The sequence below is a fragment of the Emcibacter sp. genome (genome assembly GCF_048269205.1).
In the GTDB taxonomy this organism is placed as follows: Bacteria; Pseudomonadota; Alphaproteobacteria; order Sphingomonadales; family Emcibacteraceae; genus Emcibacter.
Genome location: NZ_JBLXJC010000005.1, coordinates 15,086 through 35,792, shown reverse-complemented (window position 1 = coordinate 35,792; position 20,707 = coordinate 15,086). Strand labels below are relative to the sequence as shown.

Below are 20,707 nucleotides of genomic sequence, written 5' to 3'. Positions count from 1 at the left end.
TTTGCTCCTCAGGCAGCTTTGTTAAACTTCAGCCGGGCGATTCTTTCTGCCGTTCCGAGCGCCGCTGATGTCATGATATCGAGATTGCCCGCATAGGCCGGCAGATAATGGGCTGCCCCTTCCACTTCAAGAAAAACGGACGTTTTCAATCCCTCGAATTCCCCGTACCCCGGGATCTTCAGCGGATTATTGGCGCCGAAACGCTCAAACTGCACTTTTTGCTTGAGCCGGTAACCCGGCACATAGCTCTGCACCTGCTTGACCATTTCTTCAATGGAAGCTTCCACCTCCGCTTCATCAGCCGTTTCCGACAGGGTAAAAACCGTATCCCGCATCAGTAGTGGCGGTTCCGCCGGATTAAGGACAATAATAGCCTTACCCTTGCCCGCCCCGCCGACTTTTTCGATGGCGCGGCTTGTGGTTTCAGTGAACTCATCGATATTGGCCCGGGTGCCGGGGCCCGCCGAACGGGAAGAGATACTGGCCACGATCTCGGCGTAATATACTTTTGCCACACGACTTACAGCAGACACGACCGGAATGGTCGCCTGGCCGCCGCATGTCACCATATTGACGTTGGGTTCGTTGAGATGGGCTTCCATATTGACCACCGGCACCGTATAGGGGCCAATCGCTGCGGGTGTAAGATCGACCAGGATCTTGCCGGCAGCCCGACAAATCTTATCATGATTTTTATGGGCATAAGCCGAGGTGGCATCAAACACGATCTGGACATCTTTCCATTCCGGCATTTTCACCAGACCGTCGATTCCTTCGGCCGTCGTGGCAACCCCCATACGTTCCGCACGGGCAAGCCCATCGGAAGCCGCATCAACTCCAACCATCACACCCATCTCCAGCACATCGCTGGTACGAATGATTTTGATCATCAGATCAGTACCGATGTTACCGGACCCAAGAATGGCAACTTTAGTTTTTTTATACTCAGACATATTTCCAACCCCTGTTTATTGATCCGGACCGACCGTAAATTGAACGGAGCCGACATTTTCAATTGATGCTTCAAATCTGTCACCGGGGGAAATCGGCACCATCGGCCCCATGGCGCCAGTGAGTACGATATCTCCGGCTTTGAGACCAGTGCCGAACCTGGCACAGGTATTTGCAAGCCATAGCGCTGCATTGAGCGGATGGCCAAGACAGGCGGCCCCGACCCCTTCCGACACAGTTTCACCGTTTCGCGTCATCACCATCGCGGCTGCGGCAAGATCAATTTTCCGCCAGTCATGAACCGGCGCGCCCAGCACATAAAGACCGCTGGAGGCATTATCCGCTACCGTATCTGAGAGATGGATATTCCAGTCCCGGATTCGGCTGCCGACAATTTCAATGGCCGGCATGATATGGTCTATGGCCTCGATAAGGTCTTCATAAGAGGGTTCTTTGTGTTTCAGATCGGACTTGAGCACAATCGCCAGTTCAGCTTCCGCCTTTGCCTGGTGCATGACAGAAAGGGGAATTTCCGATCCGTCCGCATATTCCATGTCGGCCATCAACACCCCGAAGTCGGGTTGATCGACACCAAGCTGCTTTTGCACCGCCTCGGACGTCAGGCCTATTTTCCGACCACACAGCCGCCGTCCTTCCTGAAGCCAGCGCTCTGTGACGATGGATTGGACAGCATAACCTGCTTCAATTGTCTCCCCGATAAGCTCACGAACCGGCATACAATATTCTCCAGTCCTGTATGCTTCGAGGATAAGGTCAGCTGCCTGCCTAAATTTCTCTTTATTCATTGTCTGCTTTCCAAAACCTGTTCCCTGATACTGTTGGAGCTTATTATATGTAAGTGAAGCCATCAGACAACTTGCCTCACAATCAATATTCTCATATTGTGGGAATATCTGAATAAGAGGTGATATATGTCTGGCACTAAAACCGTGGAAAAAACCTTCGCGATTTTCACTCTGGCTGTTGACCGCAGAACCCCCCTGGACGCACGGGAAATTGCGGAAATTCTGTCATTGCCCCTGGCTACGGTTTATCGCCACCTGGCGGTGATGGAGCAGCAGGGACTGGTCCATCGGACAAAAAATGGCCTTCTGGGTCCCGGCACCGCACTTGTGGCCCTCCTCGACCAGCATCGTCTGCATGAACTGCTGTCTTCAGCAGCGCGACCGATTCTGGACAAAATTACACGTACGCTTAATCTGGTCGCCCAGCTTGGCGTTTATGAACAGGAAATGATCACCTATCTCGCCAAATCCGAACCCCAGGGACAGGAGGTCTTTACCCGAGAGAACGAACAACTGGAGGCCTATTGCACCGGTATCGGCAAGCTGTTGCTGTCAGAACTGCCGGAAACCGCTATCGAAACTTATCTGGAGGCGGGCCCCTTCCCGCCCCTGACCAATCACACCATTACTCAACCGCATAAGCTGCGCCGGGCTCTCCGGGATATCCGCTCAAATGGCTACGCAGTTGATGATGGAGAAATGGAAGCAAATATTTTTTGTCTTGCGGTTCCGGTGCGGGGATTGAAAGGAGAAGTCATTGCAGCCTTGTCCGCCACATGTCGCGATGAGATTTTTTTTCGTCGCGAGAAACAGCGGATACTGGATTTCCTCGACGATTCCGCGAAACAACTGACAAAATCCCTTTACGGAAAAGGGGTCGGAAAAACCAGCCCCACCCCAAGCGTGTGACCGCCTGATGCCAGAGACACAAATAAGATTTTGCATAATGGTTATCGAAAAAAGGAAGAGATCGTCGATTCCCTGACAACATACGCTGAATAAACCTCCCCTTTTTGGTCCTGTATACTACATGTCCACCAAAGGCTGATAGACCGGGTTTTCCTGCCTTGCGACAGCTTCAGCTTCTTCACGGATCCGCGTCAAATATTCGGGATGAGTGAATATCCAGAATTTATCTTTGCCTATCGCGTCGAAAACAATATTCGCCACCTTTGCAGGATCCATTCCGACAGCGAGAAGTCCCTGCCGCAACTGATCCTTCATGGCCTTTTTCTCTGTGTCTTCCAACGGTCTCTCATTCTCGGGCCGGTTGCGGTCCGCATCGGCAATCTGTGTCGCCACGGCACCCGGGCAAATAACCGAAACACCAACCTTTGACCGGGCCAGTTCCAGTTCAAACTTCAAACTCTCACTCAGGCTGACCACGGCGTGTTTGCTGGCGGAATAAATGGAGATGGCCGGTGAAGAGAGAAAGCCGGAGATGGACCCCGTATTGAGAATCCTGGCCTGAGTGCCCTGTGTCATCATGCGCGGCAGGAAACTTTTAATCCCGTTGACGACACCATTCAGATTCACGCCCATCACCCAGTTCCAGTCCCTCAGGTCATTTTCCCAGCTCATACCGTTGATCATCACCCCGGCGTTGTTGAACAACAGATCTACAGAACCAAAACGGTCAAAGGCGAGGTCAGCCAATGCTTTGACCTCTTCAGGGTCAGAAACATCTGTGAGGCGCACCTCCACAGCAGCATCATGGGCCGCGACCAGGTCCTGCCTGAGTTGGTCCAGGCCCGCCTGATCCACATCAGCCAGCACTAAATTCATCCCCAGGCAAGCTGCCTTTTCTGCCAACCCCTTGCCAATGCCGCTTGCAGCACCCGTAATTACAGCCAGCTTCCCTTCAAAGTCTTGCATTATTCTCTCCATTAAAGCTTACCCTCCGCCTTTTTTCTGCTCCTTATGTCGACATAGGCTCCTTGATGAAAGACCAGGACCGGCGCATTACGGGTCTCATATTCTATCACTTTCCCCACAAAAATCAGGTGATCCCCGCCTTCATACTGATATTGGGTTTCGCAGCGAAACAGGGCGGCATATTCAGGCAGTATGGGATAACCCCTGTCGCAGGGCTTCCAGTCAACACCCCTGAACTTGTCGTCACCCGGACGGGCAAACTGGTTGGAAATTGCCTCTTGATCCGCCGCCAGGATATGAACATTAAAACCGCCCGATTTCTCATAGGCTCGCATGGAGGCAGCAGATTTCGCCAGTGACCAGAGAACCAAAGGAGGATCGAGTGAAACAGAGTTAAAACTACTTGCAGTAACCCCGACCGGCTCCCCCTTCTCTGACGTCGTCGTTATAACGGTAACACCAGTCGCAAACTTGCCAAGTGCGTCACGAAATTCACGGGTTGCGGGCTGAGACATATTTTTCTTTCTGACTGGAAATATTGGAAGCAGCGTGCCGACCGGCTATACGGCCGGAATAGACACAATCCGCCAATGAGAGACCACTGACATAGCGATAAGACGACAACCCTTTTGCATTTTTCCCGGCCGCATAAAGTTTCGGGATCAGCTTCCCCCCCTCGTCAAGCGCCTGACCGGTTTCCTCGTCGACGACAATTCCCCCAAGTGAGATAGACGGGCAAAGATAGCGCCGGTTGCCTATCGAGATATCGATGGCGTAAAACGGAGGCTTCAGAAGCATGCTGGTGAAGTCAGGATGCTTTGGAAATTTTGCATCCTCAGCCCCCTCCGAGCTCTTATTGTAATGATTGACTGAGTCCGTGAGCCTGGCAGGATCCATGCCGCACTTTTGGGCGAGCTCATCGAGCGATCCTGCTTTTTTAGAGCTCAGAAACAATCCCATTAAAGCAGGGGCGCCCTGCAGACGGAACAGTTTGCCTCGACCCGGCAATGCCTGGAAAAATGCCCGCTTTCGCAAATCCGCATCAAGGATGATAAAGGCCCTGCCCTCATGGTGCCGGGCGATTTGATGGCCAATCGTGCCGCCATAGCAATCTTCCGCGATAAAACGTTCGCCTTTTCCGTCGACAATGATACCCGTCGCCAGCGCCGCCGGTGGCTGGATAATCCGCCATGCGGAAATATTCTCCATACACCCGACCTTTGCCCCCACAGTCTGACCCAGACGAATCCCCGATCCGTCACAGCCAATACTTCCCAGGGGGATGGCCCCGGAAAATTCCGGGGCATATTGCGTTACCATTTTGCGGTTATGAATATATCCTCCCGCAGAAAGGATGGCGGCTTTATTGATCTTAATGAATTTCTCGGCCCCCTCATGCTCAGAGATGGCATTCGCCTGTCGCACCAGTTTTTCTGCGATCTTCGGGAACAGAAGTGTTGTTGATCTGGCAAATTTTCTGGTTATTCTTCTGAGTTTCGTGGCGGCCGGGGATTTTTCCGGGACATGCTGGATCTTGATCCCCAGAATCTCGCCGTCTTCCGACAGAATAAACCGCCGGCCCTCACTATAGCTATAAAGCTTCAATCCCATTTTCATTGCCGCGTCAAAAAGGGGGTCGAAAAATCGATGGCCCGTCAAGCCCTCCCCTAAAGTGCGGTGACCGCGTTGCGCAGGCTTCGCCTTGGCCGCGTAAGCCGCCTGCGCTTCATTACCGGAATGGTAGAGAAAATGTCCGCTGGCGGGATAAGATGTTTTTTTGGGCGATAATGTGCTGTTGAACCTTACGCCGTGTCTGGCAAGCCATTCGACACTCTCTGAACTGGTCTCGCAAAAATCACGCAGCGTTCCGTCCTGAACTGCGTCCCCTACTTCCAGCTTCAGATATTTGTACATTTCTCCGGCACTGTCTTCGACCCCGGCTTCATTCTGGAAAGGCGTGCCACCGCCTGCATAATAGACGCCTCCGGACATTCTGGTGGCGCCACCTCCGTCAAACCTGTCTATGGCAATCACCGACGCGCCACGATCCAACGCCTCAAGAGCTGCACAGACGCCGGCTCCACCGAGACCGACGATGATCACATCTGCGACATCGTCCCATTCGATTGACTCACTGCCATCAAGAACTATGGGAGCCTCAACACGAGAGTTCCAGTCAGGGTCATCGCTATTCATAAAAGCACCTCGATTGGTTTCAAACGATTACAGGCGGCGATCACTGATCGCCGCCTGGATACTGACTAGAACCGATAGCTCGCCTGAACAGCTACTGTGCGGCCCCGCGCAAGTTGAACAGAATAGGAGCCGGCCGAGGCAACCACGTCGTTGGCAGCACCAATCACTTTTTCGTTGGTGAGGTTCTTGCCCACTACGGCCAGATTCCATCCCTGATCCACATTACTGAGGCCAACACGCACATCGATTTTCTGCCATGCGCCCTGCCGCGTGTTCGGGTCCTTGTCGCCAATCACGTCATAAGCACCTGAGAAGGACAGTATGGACTCTGCGGTGAGTTCAAAGCTGTCACCGATTTCGCGATTGTACCCCACCCGGATATTTCCTGAGTATGTCGGTGCGAAAGGCGGCGCTTTACCGGTCAGATCCTGCGCGCAGCCGATTTGCCCGGCCAGATCGGCCTCGTAAGCCTGAAGCACTGTACAACCGGCGTTGGCATAATCCCTGTATTCAGCATCCAGAAGTGCAAAGTTACCACCAATCTCGAAATTATCACTGGCCCGCCACAGCAGGTCGGCTTCAATCCCCTGCGTACGCAATCCCCCAACATTATCAATAGTTACGAAAGCTGACGTTTCTGTAAACTGAGTAATCGACTGTTGCAGGTCATCATAATCGCTGTAGAAGACAGCAAGATTGAAGGACAGTGTTCTGTCAAACCAATAGGACTTGAGGCCAGCCTCGTAGGACACAACGGTTTCGGGCTCAAACGTATAGCGATCCGGAACATCCGTTAACTCCAGAGTGTCAAAACCACCGGCCTTAAAGCCTTCACTGAACTTCGTATAAAGCGAAATATTGTCGTTGGCCTTATATTGCACCGAGAATGAGGGCAGAAAGTCATCATCCTCCACAGTACCGGAAGTTGTATGGTCGACAAAGCCCGTCAGGAAAGCAGCGACAGGCTGCAGTGCCGCCGGCAGCGGAGTCACGGACAAACCAAAGGGATCATTCGAGGTCGTATTTGTAGCAGACTGGGTGCCGGTCTTTTTCGACTTGGTATAGCGCAGCCCCACAGTGGCGGATAGCTTGTCATTGAAGGGATAGGTTATTGACCCGAATGCCGAGTAAGCCTTTTCAGTTTGATCATGCTGAAGGTCGCCGGACAGCGGTGCATATGGGGCCAAAACCGATAACGGCCCCCCGAGAAGAGCTGTGGCAAACGGGAAATTCAGCGTGGTATCAACCCGGGTGTCGGAATCAAGATAGTAGGCCCCCAGGATCCATTCTATCTCGGAATCAAAGCGCGACATCACTCGCAACTCAACTGAATCCTGAGTAAAATCTTCCGAGGTGTTGAAGGCAAAAAATTCCGCTGAAACGCTGTCCGTGTCCGCCGCCAGCAGGAAGTCCTGCTGCGAACGGGCGGCCTGCAGGAAGATGCCGGGTCCCTCGGAGTTATCACGCTCGATCGTGAAGGCATATTCCTCCGCATTTATTGAGCCCTGTTCACCGGGCGATGAGGACCGGCGATAATCCAGTTCAGCTTCTTCACCAACGGCAAGCGCATAACCACACGAGAAAGTCGTCGCAGCGGAAAACGGCGCTGGTGGCGGGCAGCCGAACAACTCCGTCGAGAAAGACCCTCTGGAGTCCTGATCACCGACCTCTACCTTGAAGGTCGCCTGCCATTCATCCGAGAGTTTAAGCAGAGATGATCCCCTGAAGAAGAAATCCTCTATATTGGGATCGGTCTGTCCCGTGCCCAGATTCTGGACGTAGCCCTCCAAGCTGGAGTAGCGCCCGGCAAGACGAATGGCCAGCCTGTCTTCGACCAGCGGGCCGCCGGCGGCACCCTCAACTGTTGTTTCGTCGCCTTCAAACTCATAAGCCGCCTGAATATAACCGTCCCATTCTGCGAGGTCCGGCTTCCTGGTGGTTACGCTGAAAGCGCCGCCGATGGCGTTATTGCCGAAATAAATGGTCTGCGGCCCGCGCAAAACCTCGATCTGGGCGATGTCGACAAGCGTTGACTGAGCATAACGTGACCGGCCATGATAGATGCCGTCAACAAAAGTCGCGACCGCCTGTTCAAAGCCGGAGTTGGATCCGGACCCCACACCACGAACATAGATATTGTTGGCAACTGAGTCCTTGGACACCATAACGTTCGGCAGATAACTGGCCAGAGATTCTGTGTCGGAAATTTGGCGGTCCTGCAAATCCTGACCCCCAACCACCTGAATGGAGATCGGCACGTCCTGAATAGATTGATCGCGCTTCTGGGCCTTAACAATAATTTCTTCAATTTGCATAATCTCTTCCGCACCGGCAGGCGCTGCAATGCCTGCCAACACTGAAATAGCCACTGATTGTAAAAGTGCGCATTTGTACCCCTTCATTGTATTTCTCCCTGAATGAGCGCCCCTCCCGGAGCGAATGATTTTCTATTGTTAGCCAATTTTATTTTTGGATTTTCGATGAAATCCTGAAACCGTATCCCTATATTTTTCTGCTCTCAGTATTAACATAACACCCCTCGCATTCCACTCGCGTTCAACTCACAGTTTACTTTGGACAGGGGTATAACAGCTCGCGCACACTGTCATATGATTTTTCCTATCTCATTGATGTTTAGAATGAATTACCTATATCTCATACTTTTATTTCTTGTTCTCTTTCGGCTTTCTGACATGATAAGTATCGGGCTGGCACTTCCTATCGCGCCCGCATATTTTCTACCATCGACCTAACCGCTTCCCGGTGTTCTTCGGAAGTGTGACAAACACTCTGCAGGCTGGCGCAATAGTCGAGGAAATCTGGAAGCGCCATTCGCTGTCCGGCACGCAGAAGTCTCTTTGAGACTCTCAGGGCGTGGCGTGGTTTGGAGGCAAATTGCCGTGCAAGCTCCTCACATCGGGTCATGAGTTCTTCTGCCGGACAGACTTCCATAAGTATGCCGATATCCTGCGCTTCGGCTGCATCAATAATTCGACCGGAAAAAGTGAGTTCGGCCGCTCGCTGCAACCCTGCTACGCGCGGTAAAAACCAAGCCCCGCCATCGCCCGGCACGATCCCTAGATTCACAAAGGTTTCACCCAACTTTGCAGTATCTGAAGCAATGCGAATGTCGCACATGCAGGTAAGGTCAAACCCGGCGCCAATGGCGGCACCGTTAATCGCGGCAATTGTTGGCACTTCGATATCGTACATCGCCCGTGCCATACGCTGGATTCCAAAACGGTAAGCCTCCTGAATCTCTGCGGGTGAGCCACCAAACATCCCTCTCTTTTCATGGATATCGAAGACATTGCCGCCCGATGAAAACGCGGATCCATTGCCGGTTAATACCAGTGTTCCGACTTCATTATTGATATTGACCCATTCACAAACGGACGTGATTTCGGCAGCCAGTGCTGTCCCTGTAAGCGCATTGCGCACATCGTCTCGTTCGAAACGTAGAATGGCGACTCCGTCATTAAATGTCAGAGCTGATTCTTCGAGTGCAGGAAGCGTTGTCATTGGTTACCTCGTGAAGTTATTAAAGCCCAGGCACTATTGTCACTGTGCCCGAGGATGTGTTTGCCGATCCTTTGAGCCCAGTATCTGTTGTTGCCAAATTCGGCCCGCCACGCCCAAAGGCGCTGGGTATGATGATAAAGGCCAAATTCTTTGGTAATACCTATCGCCCCATGGAGCTGGTGAGAGATTCCTGCCACCAAACCGGCGGCTTGATTGGCGCGCAGTTTTGCACAGGAAACCTCGAAATTGCCGTCCGACCTGTCCAGGGCGACGGCCGCAGCGGCAGAAGCGCTCGCAACAGCAGCAGCTTCTTCTGTCAGTAAAGCCAGCTGATGCTGTATCGCCTGGAACTTGCTCAGTTGACGTCCGAACTGTTTGCGATCACGGGTATATTCCACAGTTTTCTCCAGGCAGGCGAGAATAGCGCCCGAGATCTGACATGTGCGCAGATAAGCACCGTATTTCATCAGCATATCGCCAGTCACAAAGTCGTTCAGGTTCAGTGGACCGGAGGGGATTTCAATCCCGGCTTCGTGAGCCATTTTGCGGGCGATCATGGTTTCACCAACGGGCAAAGGAATGGCGTGGTAGCCACTAAGACGCAAAATGACGGAAGCCTCCTGCCACCCGCCGTCCATACCACCCAAGTCTTCTGGCAGGAACAGGTTGAGGATGCCCAGTTCCTCTATGAGTTGCCAATTTCCGGGTTTTTCAGGACCATCAGAAATGTCGCCATACAGGCGATTGACGCTGTGTACCAGAATTTCAATATAGTCGTTCATCTCAGTCCAATTTCTCTTGCAATGATGCCGCGCAGGATCTCGCGCGTCCCGCCACGTAGTGAAAAAATGGGAGAAAAGCGCAGGAGATACTCCATAACATCAATCAAATCCGATCCAGTTGCATGCCTGTCTCTCTGCTCGATCCCGGCCTGAACCATTAGTGGCAGATCCTGTTCAAATGTCGTGCCAAGATCCTTGACGATTGCCGCTTCGATATCAGGGCTCTCCTTGGCCCCAACGCTTTCATAAACTGACAATGACATTTGACGCAGATTCCAAAGCCTCGCGGTCAGTTCCCCAACGAGATTTTCAATCACCGTGTCGGTGCCCCCCTTATGAGCCTGGACAAGCTCTTCATAGAGGCGGTAGCTACTAAGGTATCGCTCAGGTCCGCTTCGCTCCAGCGCGAGTTCTTCGATGACCTGTGTCCAGCCCTGTCCCGCTTCGCCGATCAGCATGTCATCGGGTACAAAGACATCATCGAAATAGACTTCACCGAAATGGCGTTCCGACTGATGATCTTCAATTGTCCGGCGTGTCACACCGGGTGCCTGAAGATCTATGATCAACTGGCTCATGCCATCATGCCGGGTTTCACGCGAACGATCTGTGCGCACCAGCGCAATCATTTGATGGGCATCACTAATATTGGTGGTCCAGAGCTTGGCGCCATTCACAATCCATCCCCCATCGGACCGTTCCGCCGAGGTTTCGATAGCAGCAAGATCCGACCCCGCATTGGGTTCGCTCATCCCGATACAAAAAAAGATCTCGCCTTTGGTAATGCCCTGCAGAAAAGCCGCCTTTGCGACGTCGGAACCGTAATTCTGGATAAGCGGCCCACTTTGCCGGTCGGCGATCCAGTGGGCACCCACCGGGGCACCTGCCGCGAGCAGTTCTTCCATCACCACATAACGGTCGATGGCCGGGCGCGCCTGCCCCCCATATTCCTTGGGCCAGGTCATCCCGATCCATCCCTGCGCGCCCAGCTTGCGGCTGAATTCCGGATCACAGGCCGCCCAGCTTTTTGCCCGATCAACCGGCGTTATCTCAGTCATCTCCCGGTCAAGAAAAGCCCGCACTTCTGCTCTCAAATCTTCTGTGTAAGCCGGCATCAAAACCGGAGACAGCTTGAACTGATACACTGTTATCGCCCCGTGAACTTGGGCTTTTCCTTACGCTGGAATGCTTCGAGCGCGATGCGATGGTCGTCGAGAAGCTGGGATACATTTTCGAACGCTGCCGCGCGATCGATGACCGCATTCGCCGTGACCTTCAAGCCCGCGTTGATTGCGGCCTTCGTCCACTTGATAGAATGAGTGGCACCCTTGGAAAGCCGCTTTGCCATCTTAGAGACTATTTCGTCGAGTTCGCCCACTGGAACCGCTTCTGTAATCAGACCCATGTCAGCAGCCTCGACCGCGTTGATTGCATCACCAGTCAGAAGATATTTGCGCGCCCGGGCATACCCGATCAATTGAGGCCACATGACCGCCCCGCCATCCCCGGCAACCAGACCGATCGACACATGCGGGTCGGCAAAAATCGAATGTTCGCTGGCGTAAACGAAATCGCAGAAAAGAGCGAGCGAGCAGCCCAGGCCGATCGCCGACCCGTCGACTTTGGCAATAATCGGTTTTTCCAGATCCAGGATTGAGTTCTGGATTTTACGATCCCGCTTGATACCGATACTGGTTTCAGCGACATTTCCATGCATGTCCAAAAGCCAGTTGAGATCACCGCCCGCACAAAAGGCCCCGCCGGACCCGCTCAACACAACAACATCCACGCTCTCATCAGCGTCCACGTCGTCGAAAATTCTCGCGAATTCCTTGTGCAGTCCCTCATTAATTGCATTCTTGGCATCCGGGCGGTTTAAAGTGATGGTCAGTATGTTACCGTCCTGCTCGATGGAAAGTTCCTTGTAACGATCGTAGTTCATATTTTGTTTCCCTTGTTTTTTCGAAGGCTGTCATGTCGCTGGCGGTCTGCAACCCCGAGGCGTTCTGACATTGTTTTCTGAAGAATGAATTTTTGAATTTTGCCAGACGAAGTCATTGGAAAATCGTCAACAAACTCGACATACTCGGGCACTTTCCAGCGTGAAATGCGTTCGCCACACCATTGCAGGATATCTTGGCTGGTAACTTCCGCTGCAGGTCTCAGGCGCACGACGGCGCATGCCACCTCGCCATATTTCTTGTCGGGCACACCGATGACGGCTACATCGGCAATCGCTGCGTGCTCTTTCATGTAGTTTTCGATCTCCACCGGCGAGAGATTCTCGCCGCCGCGAATGATCATTTCCTTTTTGCGCCCTGTGATGGCAACAAAACCGTCTGCGTCCATCCGTGCGAGATCGCCCGAGGCAATCCAGTCATCGCCCTCCGCCGCCGGGGTGTCCGCGCTGCCATAACCTGTCATCCGGCCCGGCCCCCTGTAAAAAAGCTGACCAAGTTCACCGCGGGGAACGACCTGTCCCTCTTCATCCCGGATTGACACGCCAACCCCGACCAGAGGCCGTCCACTGGTCTTGATCTTCATTTCATCACCGTCGGTGTAGAGGGTGGTGGTGGTCACCCCGCAGGTTTCGGTTTGGCCATAACAATTTATGACTTCCGCCTTGAAAATATCCTGACAGCGGTGAAGAAGGTCGTGCGAGACCGGCGCGCCGCCAACGATGATGCTCTTCATCGCGGAAAAATCGCGACCGGAAATCGTTGGATCATCGAGCATGGTCAGCAGCATAGTTGGCACGCCGATAAAGGCAGTGCAGTGTTCATGCTCCAGAATATCAAGCGTAATGGCAGGCTTGAAGATATAGAGCGGCAAAGCCGTTGCCCCGTTAAGGCAGGCGCCGGGCACGGAATTTCCGGATCCGCCGACATGAAAGAGCGGAAAACCAAAGCACACCCGGCTATTTTCATTCAGCTGCCACTGTGAATAAGAGTTCCTGGCCGTGGTCGTAATCGCCTTATGGGACAAGCGCACTGCTTTGGGTACGCCGGTTGTGCCCGATGTATATTGAATCATGAATGTCTGGCCGGGATCGACAGCGATCTTCGGCATCCTGCCGGTTTCACGTTTTAACAGATCGCTCCATATACTGGAAAAAGAATGGGCATAGCGCAGCAAGGGGGCCTCCTCGCGCACTTTAGAGATTGTTTCGTCAGGGACATGGGCTCCGATCCGGTCAGCATAGAATATCCCGGCAGCGCCGGAATCATGTAAAGCGAATTTTAGTTCTTTGAGACGGTACAACGGATTCAGCGCCACAATTACCAGGCCGGCCTTGGCGATGGCGTATTCCAGCAGGATCCAGTCCGGATGGTTCGGACCCCAGACAGCAACCTTCTCTCCAGGCTTATATCCAAGTTCCAGAAGAACCGCAGCAAGTCGCTCTGCAGTCGCATCAAGCTCTTCATAGGTCCATACTACATCGTCGATCAAAGGTTGGTGCCCGTAGACAACCGCATCACGATCACCCCACTTTTGACCGGCACGGGCGATCGCGTCACCAACAGTCAAGTCAAGGCAATGCTCCTGGCATTCTCCCAGCGGGGTAAAGCATTCGGATAGTTGTGGGACGCTCTTATTCATTCTGCACTTCTCATCAACATGCGGATGAATATGGTTTTGTGTGCCTACCCGACCGCAATATAAATACCGCCTCACCCTAATGCCGCACCATGCTCAGCTTAAACTCGTTTTCATTTCGCTGTGCGATAGAAGCGCGACATCAAATTCACGGTGAAAAGTATGCGAGTTACAATTGAACCTGCCGGTTTGTAGGGTCAGAGCAAACCCAAGGCCGCACGGGGAAATCCACAGAAATTTAATTGCCCGGTGTGCCCCCTATTCACAGGACAAAATAATGAACAACTCCTCTGAGAATGAACATATCCTGATGCTTCGTGAGACGCTGCAGCGTTTTATTGACAATGAAATGCCCGCCGACCTCGTTCGGAAATGGGACAAAGACAACCACTTTCCAGCGGAGGTGCACCGTAAGCTGGCGGATCTTGGCCTGATGGGCCTGACAGTTCCGGAAGAATACGGCGGATCCGGCAGGGATATACGCGCTACTATAATGGCCATAGAAATGCTTTGCGGGCGCAGCATGGCGGTAGGCGGACCTTTCATTCAATCCACCTGCTACGCGGGCCTTAATCTTGTCGAAGTCGCCAGTGAACGTCAGAAGAGAGAACTGCTGCCGCGCGTTGTCGAGGACGGCATGATCTTCGCTTACGGCATCAGCGAGCCCGATGTCGGTGCAGACATCGCCGCGGTACGGACGACGGCCAGACTCGATGGAGAACAGCTGATCATCAATGGCTCCAAACGATTTTGTTCAGGTGCAAAAATTTCTGAGTACATCTATACGCTGGTGCGCACCGGACCAAAGGAGAACAAATACAAAAACCTGACGCTCATCCTCGTACCGACCTCTGCAGAAGGGATAACGTTTGAGGAGCAGGACGCTCTTGGCCTGAAGGGAACCGGCACCTATGACGTCACCTTCTCTGATGTCAATGTACCGCTCGATCATGTTATGGGAGAAGAAGCCGGCTGGAACAATGCATGGAGCATGTTGATCGGGCCAGGGCTGGATATTGAAAAAATCGAGGTGGCCGCAATGGCGCTCGGCATTGCTTCTGCAGCCGTGGACGAAGCCTGGACCTATGCAGAGGAACGGGAGCAATTTGGCAAGCCAATCGCCGCATTCCAGTCAATCCGCCATATGCTGGCAGATGCGAAAGCCAAACTTCACGCCTGCCGCGCCGTCACCTATCACGCGGCGGAGATGCTCGACCGGAATGAAGCCGCATCACTTGAAACCTCGATGACCAAACTTTTTGTCTGCGAGACCGCAAAAGAAATTGTGCTGTCCTGTCAGCAGGTGTTGGGCGCTTATGGATATATAAAAGAGTTCAACATGGAACGTCACGTCCGCGATATACTGGCAATGCCGATCCTCGGTGGATCTTCGGCAATCCAGAAGAATAACATCTGCAACATGCTGAAACTGAAGAAGTGACCCCCAGGCCCGCATAATCGGCTTATTCAACGCTGTCGACAAGCATGAGTTCAGTAAGGACGTTACTCTTTTGGCGCAGGTCTATCATCAGGACATATTCGGGGTCGTTATACCAGTTCATGGCAGACTGCCGGTCCGGAAACTCGATCATCACCACCGCGTGGGCCTGGGGAGCAGAACCTTCTACAGTTTCCGGGTTTCCACCTTTAACGAGATAACGCCCTCCATGTTTCGCGACCAGCGGCTCGGTAACATTTCGGTATTCACGGTACCAGTCCCAATCTTTTACTATCAATGATCCGATAATATATGCTGACATGTCTCACCCTTTCTTTTTAATATAATAGTTATCAGGTGGTGTGCTCACTATGAACTCGCCTATAGCCCGGGAAACTTTCCGGGTCCCGCTTGAAAAAGGGAAAGAATAAATACAGGGCCGCAAATGGGAGGCAAAAGATGACAGAAAATGACAAGAACGACTTTTCCCGCCGTAAGATGCCAAAGCAGGAGCGTGCACTTGCCACAGCAGATGCTATTACGCAAGCGACGCAACAACTTATTATCAAGGAGGGATACGAGAATGCCACCACGAACCGAATTGCAAAAGCTGCCGGTGTCAGTGTGGGCTCTCTCTACCAGTACTTCCCGAACAAGCAGGCGATCATCAAAACGTTGATACAGGAGACCGTGAACGACGCGGCCGCCCAGATCCGCAATCAATTGCGGGACCTGATGGAAGTGCCACTGGAGTCGGCACTACATCAGATCATCAAGCTGCTCTTCGAGATTTATAAGGAGAACGCATTTATTCTTATCCAGATCATCGAATATGTGCCGGAGATGAAGGAATTCACGAAGAATATCAAGTTGGATATATATACCTATTCAACCAATCTGGCTTTTCTCGAACAACATCAGGATGAAATGACCGTCACCGACTATCCGACCGCTCTTCTCCTCATTGTGCGATCCACAGTCCATAATATCGAATGTTTTTTGACAGAAAGCCCGACTGATATGACCGAAGAGCAACTGATAACCGAACTGACACGAATGGCCTACGGCTATCTCACCAAATAATGAGTTTCTTAAACGGTTTATTTGCCTGATATTTTTTGTTGTATCGTTTCAAGTCGGCCGCGTACGAAATCTGAACCAAGGAGTTCATGGAAAACCTGCGCCTCCTCGGCAATCGTCGTCTGGACCAGTTCCTTTGTCGTCATTTTTGCCAGTCGTTTTGTTTGCATGACAGCATCAGGAGAAAGCTTCACAAGCTCCTTTAAGACATCCGCAACATAATCGCGCAACTGGGTGCGGGGAATAGTTTCGTTGAAAATACCCCATTCGACCGCCTGTTCCGCAGTGCACCCGCCTTCGCGAAGAAAAAGCGACATCGCCTTGCTGTAACCGATGAGCTGGGGCAGGTAATATGTAGACGCGAATTCGGGAACCAGGCCCATTTTGATAAATGGAAAGATAATCCTGCAGTCAGGAACCGCATAGACGAGGTCACAATGCAGCAGCAGTGTTGCCCCGACACCGACGGCATCACCGTTGACCGCAGCCACCACCAGCTTTGGAAAGCGGGAAAGTGTCTGCATGAAGCTGTATGAAGGTTTTTCGTCATAAGCCAGATCAAGCCCCCTGGTAAACCCGCCGACATCGTGCCCCGCCGAAAAGATAGATCCGCTGGCACTAAAGAGCACAGCGCGTATGTCATCTTCACTTTCCGCCATTTTGAGCGCTTCGGTGATGGCGTCATACATGTCGTAAGTTATCGAGTTGCGTTTCTTTTCACGATCAAGCCTGACCGTCAGTACATCGTCCGATACGTCCAGCTCGAGACCCGTGACATGTTTATTTTTGATTTTCTTAGAGAAGTCCGTCATTTTTTCCTCATTGCCTCAAGGAAGTCCTTCACCCGGCCTCAATCCTGTTGACTAGGATGAAATATGGAACCCTCCATCAATGCCGATATGCTGACCAGTGATGTAGGAAGCCGCATCGGACAGCAGGAAACATGTGGCGGGCGCAATATCCTCAGGTGTGGAAAATCGATTTAGCGGGATCGACTGGAGATACTTATCGCGGTATTTTTCCTGCCGGATCGTCTCCGTCATGACTGTTTCAACCAAACCATAACAGGCGCTGTTGACGTTGATATTGTAGCGTCCCCACTCTCGCGCGGCACTCATCGTCAAGCCCAGGACACCTGATTTCGCGGCGCCGTAGTTGACCTGCCCAATGGTTCCACGTCGCCCGGAAACAGATGAAATATTTACGATAGAGCCAGGATTGGCACTGCCTTTTTTAGCCATCTCGACCATATGGCGCCCAACAGCCTGCATACAGAGGAAAGCTCCTGTCAGGTTTACGTCAATGACCGCTTGCCATTGTTTAATGCTCATATCCGTGATCATTTCAGCGCGAACAATTCCTGCGTTGTTCACCAACCCGTTAACATCTCCAAAAGCATCCACTGTTCCGCTGACAACGCCAGAAACGAAATTTTCATCTGTAATGTCGCCCGCGAATACCTTGACCAGGTCGGGGTCATGCTTGCCAAAGCTATCTTGAAGGGCCGCTTCGTTTATGTCGACGGCGGCGAGGCGGGCCCCCATCAGAATTGCCTGATCGGCCAGTGCCTTGCCAATTCCCTGGGCAGCCCCGGTAACGATGACGACCTTGTTTTCAAGCGATGCTGGATTTTTCATGATGGAACTCTTTTTGATTTGTGAAGGAATAAAACGTTCAGCTGCCGAACAGACCAAACACTGAAATGCTGCACACATTGAAATTTGGAAAACCACCCAGGTTATGGGTAAGTGCTGTGCCGGGACGGTTGAGCTGACGATCGCCGGCGCGATTAAGCAACTGATTGTAGCACTCGTAAACCATGCGAAGTCCCGAGGCGCCGATCGGATGACCGAAACACTTTAGCCCGCCATCGATATTGCTGGCGACTTCCCCGCCGGCATCGAATTTGCCAGCCAGGACGTCGCGATACCCTTCGCCCGGCTTTGATAAACCCAGGTCCTCCATAGTCACGAGCTCCGTGATCGAAAAGCAATCATGCACCTCAACAAGGTCAAGCTCAGTCAGCGGGTCCGTGATGCCAGCTTCTTTATAAGCTCTCTGAGAGGCGACACGCGTGGTAAGTGCGTAGCTGCCATCCCATGAATCATGAGACATTTCTGCGCCATTGCTGACAGCTACCTGTACCGATTTAACACTGACAAGATCACCGGTCCGTCCAAGCTTTCGGGCCATTTCAGGTGACGCAACGATGGCGCAGGCCGAACCGTCACTCACACCGCAGCAATCAAAGAGGCCCAGGGGATAGGCCACCATGGGCGCCTTGAGGATTGCTTCCTTCGACAGACGACGGCGCAAATGGGCCTTCGGGTTTTTCGAACCATTCTCGTGGCTCTTCCAGGACACATGAGCCATGGCTTCCTTCAGTGTATCGATATCAACATTGTGACGTTCTGTGTAGGCGCTGGCGAACTGGGCAAATGATCCCGGTGCCGTTGCGCTGGGTTGCCACAATTCGTTAAAGGTGCCCTTGCTGCGTTCCGGCAGACCGGCATAGCCGGTGTCCTTCAGTTTTTCAACGCCAATCGCCATCGCGATATCGACCGCGCCCGATGCAACGGCGTAAACCGCGCCGCGCAGGGCTTCAGAGCCTGTCGCACAAAGATTTTCCACTCTGGTTACCGGAATGTTCGGCAAGCGCAGTGTTTGCGAAAGCGACAGACCGGATTTGCCGAGGTTTTGTTCTTCCATAGCGACCCCGAACCAGCTCGCCTCAATCTGATCCCGGTCAATTCCGGCATCAGCGATAGCTTCCATAAATGATTCCGCGAGAAGATCTTCGGCGCTGCAATCCCACCGTTCGCCAAAACGCGAACAACCCATGCCCAAAATAACAACTTTATCTTTGATACCATCTGCCATGTGTCACGCCTTTACAATATTTGTCGGGGCCGCTTTCCAGAAGTAGCGGTGAAATTTGCGTTTTGGGTCCTTGTCCTTGATGCGGAAGACAAAGCGCACCGGTTGACCGACCTTTAACTCGCCCGGTTCGAAGTCCGTGAACTCCATCATGATGACACCACCGTCCTCGAAGGCGACATTGCCATACATCAAAGGAGGATTGGCAGAGATGGCAAGCCAGTCTTCGGTGAACGACTTGACCTTCCCTGTTTTATTTTGGAACGGATGGTCGACCAGGGTGTCGAAGCTGCGGCATGCGGGATTGACGCAGGCCTGCCCCTTGGGAAACTGCCTCGTTCCGCATTCTGTACATTCGCCGCCGATGAAACTCGTGACGGTTTTACGGTGGCGGTTGAAAGCTGATAGAGAGGTGCGATTGTCGCGCTCTGCCCGAACGCCCCAATCCATATCAAGCTGATCGTTAAAGGATAAAAAACGATTGTAATTGTGATCCACGGAACCGTTTTCCAGCTGGGCACTGATCGGTTTTGGAGGCGTCCACTGTGCAATTGCGTCGGTCGTTTCAAAAAGTATACATTGTGCGCCCTGTGCGACATTGACCAGGAGTATTCGTTCCTTCGGGCCCGCCTGCTCGATGGCATGACTCAGCATCAGAAGCGCATGGGCGGTACCGATGTTGCCGCAATCGGAATCAAGTGTATCGGTTAACCGGTCCTCCGGAATTCCACAGGCCGTAGCTACCTGGCGCGCGATGGCGGGCTTCACACCGGCGATGGCGAAACGGTGCACATCGCCACCGTCACAACCGGCTTTGGCCAATAGCGTGTTGATCGCAGGCAAAGCGATTTTCACCTGCCCTTCATCCCGCACCCAGCGTTCTTCCTGAATGTAATCAAAATCAGCCCCGGAAGATCGATAATGGTCGACAAAATCTTCAGCCGTGGTGTGGTCTGCTATCAAGCGTGCAATTATGTTTTCGCTGCCGGTGGTAACCGCGGCGGCACCATGGCCCAACGTCATTTCCAAAGGGGAGCCCGGCTTTGCCGCACGCTTATCCGCCGCAGCAATCAATGTCCGACGGTCATTACACAGAGCATCAATCAGGGCCGTGACGCCCGCACCAAGAAAACCGGAAAAATCCGCGCAGCGAATATCTGAGGGCATAGCAAGTGCTTCGCTCAAGAGCACCGAATTCGCACGATCTTTGAAAGGCGAGGTCGTGCTGGCAAAATGAACGGTTGTTGCCTCAAAGCCTCCGGCTCCAGAAAGACAGGTGCGGCTGGCTTCGACTGCCATCGTCAGGCTGTCTTCATCAGGTGTGCAGGAAGTGCGGTGCCCTTTACCTTGTGAGACTACCGCAGGGTTTGCCCATTTGTTTGCGTCGGCGATTGCCTTGCGCGCCAGCCGCAATCTGGGAAGATAAGCCGCGATAGAAGTAATACCTATTTCCGACATTCTTTACTCCACAGGTTTCTTGTTTGTCAGCTCTTGAGGAGAACAGCCTTGAAGGGCGCCTCAACATGATGTGAACCGTTGCGACATCAGCAGATGCGCTTTCCTCAAGACCTACAAACTGGAGC

Annotated in this window: 19 protein-coding genes; 3 read left to right on the top strand and 16 right to left on the bottom strand. The window is 52.7% G+C overall.

Annotation, left to right across the window (positions count from 1 at the left end; genetic code table 11):
* Positions 1-8 precede the first annotated feature (8 nt).
* Both ACN0YD_RS14540 and ACN0YD_RS14535 read right to left on the bottom strand, forming a co-directional pair.
* The gene (locus ACN0YD_RS14540) at positions 9-953 is read right to left on the bottom strand and encodes an acetaldehyde dehydrogenase (acetylating) (protein WP_417321032.1); all 945 of its coding nucleotides are present in this window, start codon (positions 951-953) and stop codon (positions 9-11) included.
* A 15-nt stretch (positions 954-968) separates the two neighbouring features.
* Positions 969-1,688: a 2-keto-4-pentenoate hydratase gene (locus tag ACN0YD_RS14535; protein WP_417321030.1), complete on the bottom strand. Its 720-nt coding sequence runs from the start codon at positions 1,686-1,688 to the stop codon at positions 969-971.
* Between the two features lie 195 nt (positions 1,689-1,883).
* On the opposite strand from ACN0YD_RS14535, the gene ACN0YD_RS14530 reads away from it, so the two are divergent.
* Positions 1,884-2,666 carry an IclR family transcriptional regulator gene (locus ACN0YD_RS14530; protein WP_417321028.1) on the top strand — a complete coding sequence of 261 codons (783 nt, stop codon included), beginning with the start codon at positions 1,884-1,886 and terminating at the stop codon, positions 2,664-2,666.
* Positions 2,667-2,783: 117 nt separating this feature from the next.
* Here the strand turns inward: ACN0YD_RS14530 and ACN0YD_RS14525 are convergent, their stop codons facing one another.
* The 9 genes from ACN0YD_RS14525 to ACN0YD_RS14485 form a co-directional block, all read right to left on the bottom strand.
* Positions 2,784-3,632, bottom strand: a complete 849-nt coding sequence (locus tag ACN0YD_RS14525; RefSeq protein ID WP_417321026.1) for an SDR family NAD(P)-dependent oxidoreductase — start codon at positions 3,630-3,632, stop codon at positions 2,784-2,786.
* A gap of 11 nt (positions 3,633-3,643) precedes the next feature.
* Positions 3,644-4,147, bottom strand: coding sequence for a flavin reductase family protein (locus ACN0YD_RS14520; protein WP_417321024.1), 504 nt, complete (start codon positions 4,145-4,147; stop codon positions 3,644-3,646).
* On the bottom strand, positions 4,125-5,828 hold the full coding sequence (locus ACN0YD_RS14515; RefSeq protein WP_417321022.1) for an FAD-binding protein: 1,704 nt from the start codon (positions 5,826-5,828) through the stop codon (positions 4,125-4,127). The genes ACN0YD_RS14520 and ACN0YD_RS14515 overlap by 23 nt, the downstream gene beginning before the upstream one ends.
* Positions 5,829-5,893: 65 nt before the next feature.
* On the bottom strand, positions 5,894-8,143 hold the full coding sequence (locus ACN0YD_RS14510; protein WP_417321020.1) for a TonB-dependent receptor: 2,250 nt from the start codon (positions 8,141-8,143) through the stop codon (positions 5,894-5,896).
* A 403-nt stretch (positions 8,144-8,546) separates the two neighbouring features.
* On the bottom strand, positions 8,547-9,350 hold the full coding sequence (locus tag ACN0YD_RS14505) for an enoyl-CoA hydratase-related protein (RefSeq protein ID WP_417321018.1): 804 nt from the start codon (positions 9,348-9,350) through the stop codon (positions 8,547-8,549).
* The gene (locus ACN0YD_RS14500) at positions 9,347-10,132 is read right to left on the bottom strand and encodes an acyl-CoA dehydrogenase family protein (RefSeq protein ID WP_417321016.1); all 786 of its coding nucleotides are present in this window, start codon (positions 10,130-10,132) and stop codon (positions 9,347-9,349) included. The genes ACN0YD_RS14505 and ACN0YD_RS14500 overlap by 4 nt, the downstream gene beginning before the upstream one ends.
* Positions 10,129-11,247, bottom strand: a complete 1,119-nt coding sequence (locus ACN0YD_RS14495) for an acyl-CoA dehydrogenase family protein (protein ID WP_417321057.1) — start codon at positions 11,245-11,247, stop codon at positions 10,129-10,131. Before ACN0YD_RS14495 ends, ACN0YD_RS14500 begins: the two co-directional genes overlap by 4 nt.
* Positions 11,248-11,279: 32 nt before the next feature.
* Complete coding sequence (locus ACN0YD_RS14490) at positions 11,280-12,074, bottom strand: enoyl-CoA hydratase/isomerase family protein (protein ID WP_417321014.1); 795 nt, start codon at positions 12,072-12,074, stop codon at positions 11,280-11,282.
* Complete coding sequence (locus ACN0YD_RS14485) at positions 12,071-13,732, bottom strand: class I adenylate-forming enzyme family protein (RefSeq protein ID WP_417321012.1); 1,662 nt, start codon at positions 13,730-13,732, stop codon at positions 12,071-12,073. Before ACN0YD_RS14485 ends, ACN0YD_RS14490 begins: the two co-directional genes overlap by 4 nt.
* Before the next feature lie 274 nt (positions 13,733-14,006).
* On the opposite strand from ACN0YD_RS14485, the gene ACN0YD_RS14480 reads away from it, so the two are divergent.
* Positions 14,007-15,170 carry an acyl-CoA dehydrogenase family protein gene (locus tag ACN0YD_RS14480; RefSeq protein WP_417321011.1) on the top strand — a complete coding sequence of 388 codons (1,164 nt, stop codon included), beginning with the start codon at positions 14,007-14,009 and terminating at the stop codon, positions 15,168-15,170.
* Positions 15,171-15,192: 22 nt separating this feature from the next.
* On the opposite strand, the gene ACN0YD_RS14475 is transcribed toward ACN0YD_RS14480, so the two are convergent.
* Positions 15,193-15,489 (bottom strand): DUF1330 domain-containing protein, encoded by a 297-nt coding sequence (locus tag ACN0YD_RS14475; RefSeq protein WP_417321009.1) that lies wholly within the window; start codon positions 15,487-15,489, stop codon positions 15,193-15,195.
* 137 nt (positions 15,490-15,626) lie between these two features.
* Between ACN0YD_RS14475 and ACN0YD_RS14470 the strand changes: the two genes are divergently transcribed.
* Positions 15,627-16,250, top strand: a complete 624-nt coding sequence (locus ACN0YD_RS14470) for a TetR/AcrR family transcriptional regulator (protein WP_417321007.1) — start codon at positions 15,627-15,629, stop codon at positions 16,248-16,250.
* Between the two features lie 17 nt (positions 16,251-16,267).
* On the opposite strand, the gene ACN0YD_RS14465 is transcribed toward ACN0YD_RS14470, so the two are convergent.
* The 4 genes from ACN0YD_RS14465 to ACN0YD_RS14450 are packed head-to-tail and all read right to left on the bottom strand — an operon-like array spanning position 16,268 to position 20,582.
* Positions 16,268-17,059 carry an enoyl-CoA hydratase/isomerase family protein gene (locus ACN0YD_RS14465; RefSeq protein ID WP_417321005.1) on the bottom strand — a complete coding sequence of 264 codons (792 nt, stop codon included), beginning with the start codon at positions 17,057-17,059 and terminating at the stop codon, positions 16,268-16,270.
* A gap of 51 nt (positions 17,060-17,110) precedes the next feature.
* A complete protein-coding gene (locus ACN0YD_RS14460) occupies positions 17,111-17,884 on the bottom strand; it encodes an SDR family NAD(P)-dependent oxidoreductase (protein ID WP_417321003.1) in 774 nt (257 codons plus the stop codon).
* A 37-nt stretch (positions 17,885-17,921) separates the two neighbouring features.
* Positions 17,922-19,127 carry an acetyl-CoA acetyltransferase gene (locus ACN0YD_RS14455; protein ID WP_417321001.1) on the bottom strand — a complete coding sequence of 402 codons (1,206 nt, stop codon included), beginning with the start codon at positions 19,125-19,127 and terminating at the stop codon, positions 17,922-17,924.
* A gap of 3 nt (positions 19,128-19,130) precedes the next feature.
* Positions 19,131-20,582 carry a 3-oxoacyl-[acyl-carrier-protein] synthase III C-terminal domain-containing protein gene (locus ACN0YD_RS14450; RefSeq protein ID WP_417320999.1) on the bottom strand — a complete coding sequence of 484 codons (1,452 nt, stop codon included), beginning with the start codon at positions 20,580-20,582 and terminating at the stop codon, positions 19,131-19,133.
* Positions 20,583-20,707: the final 125 nt, after the last annotated feature.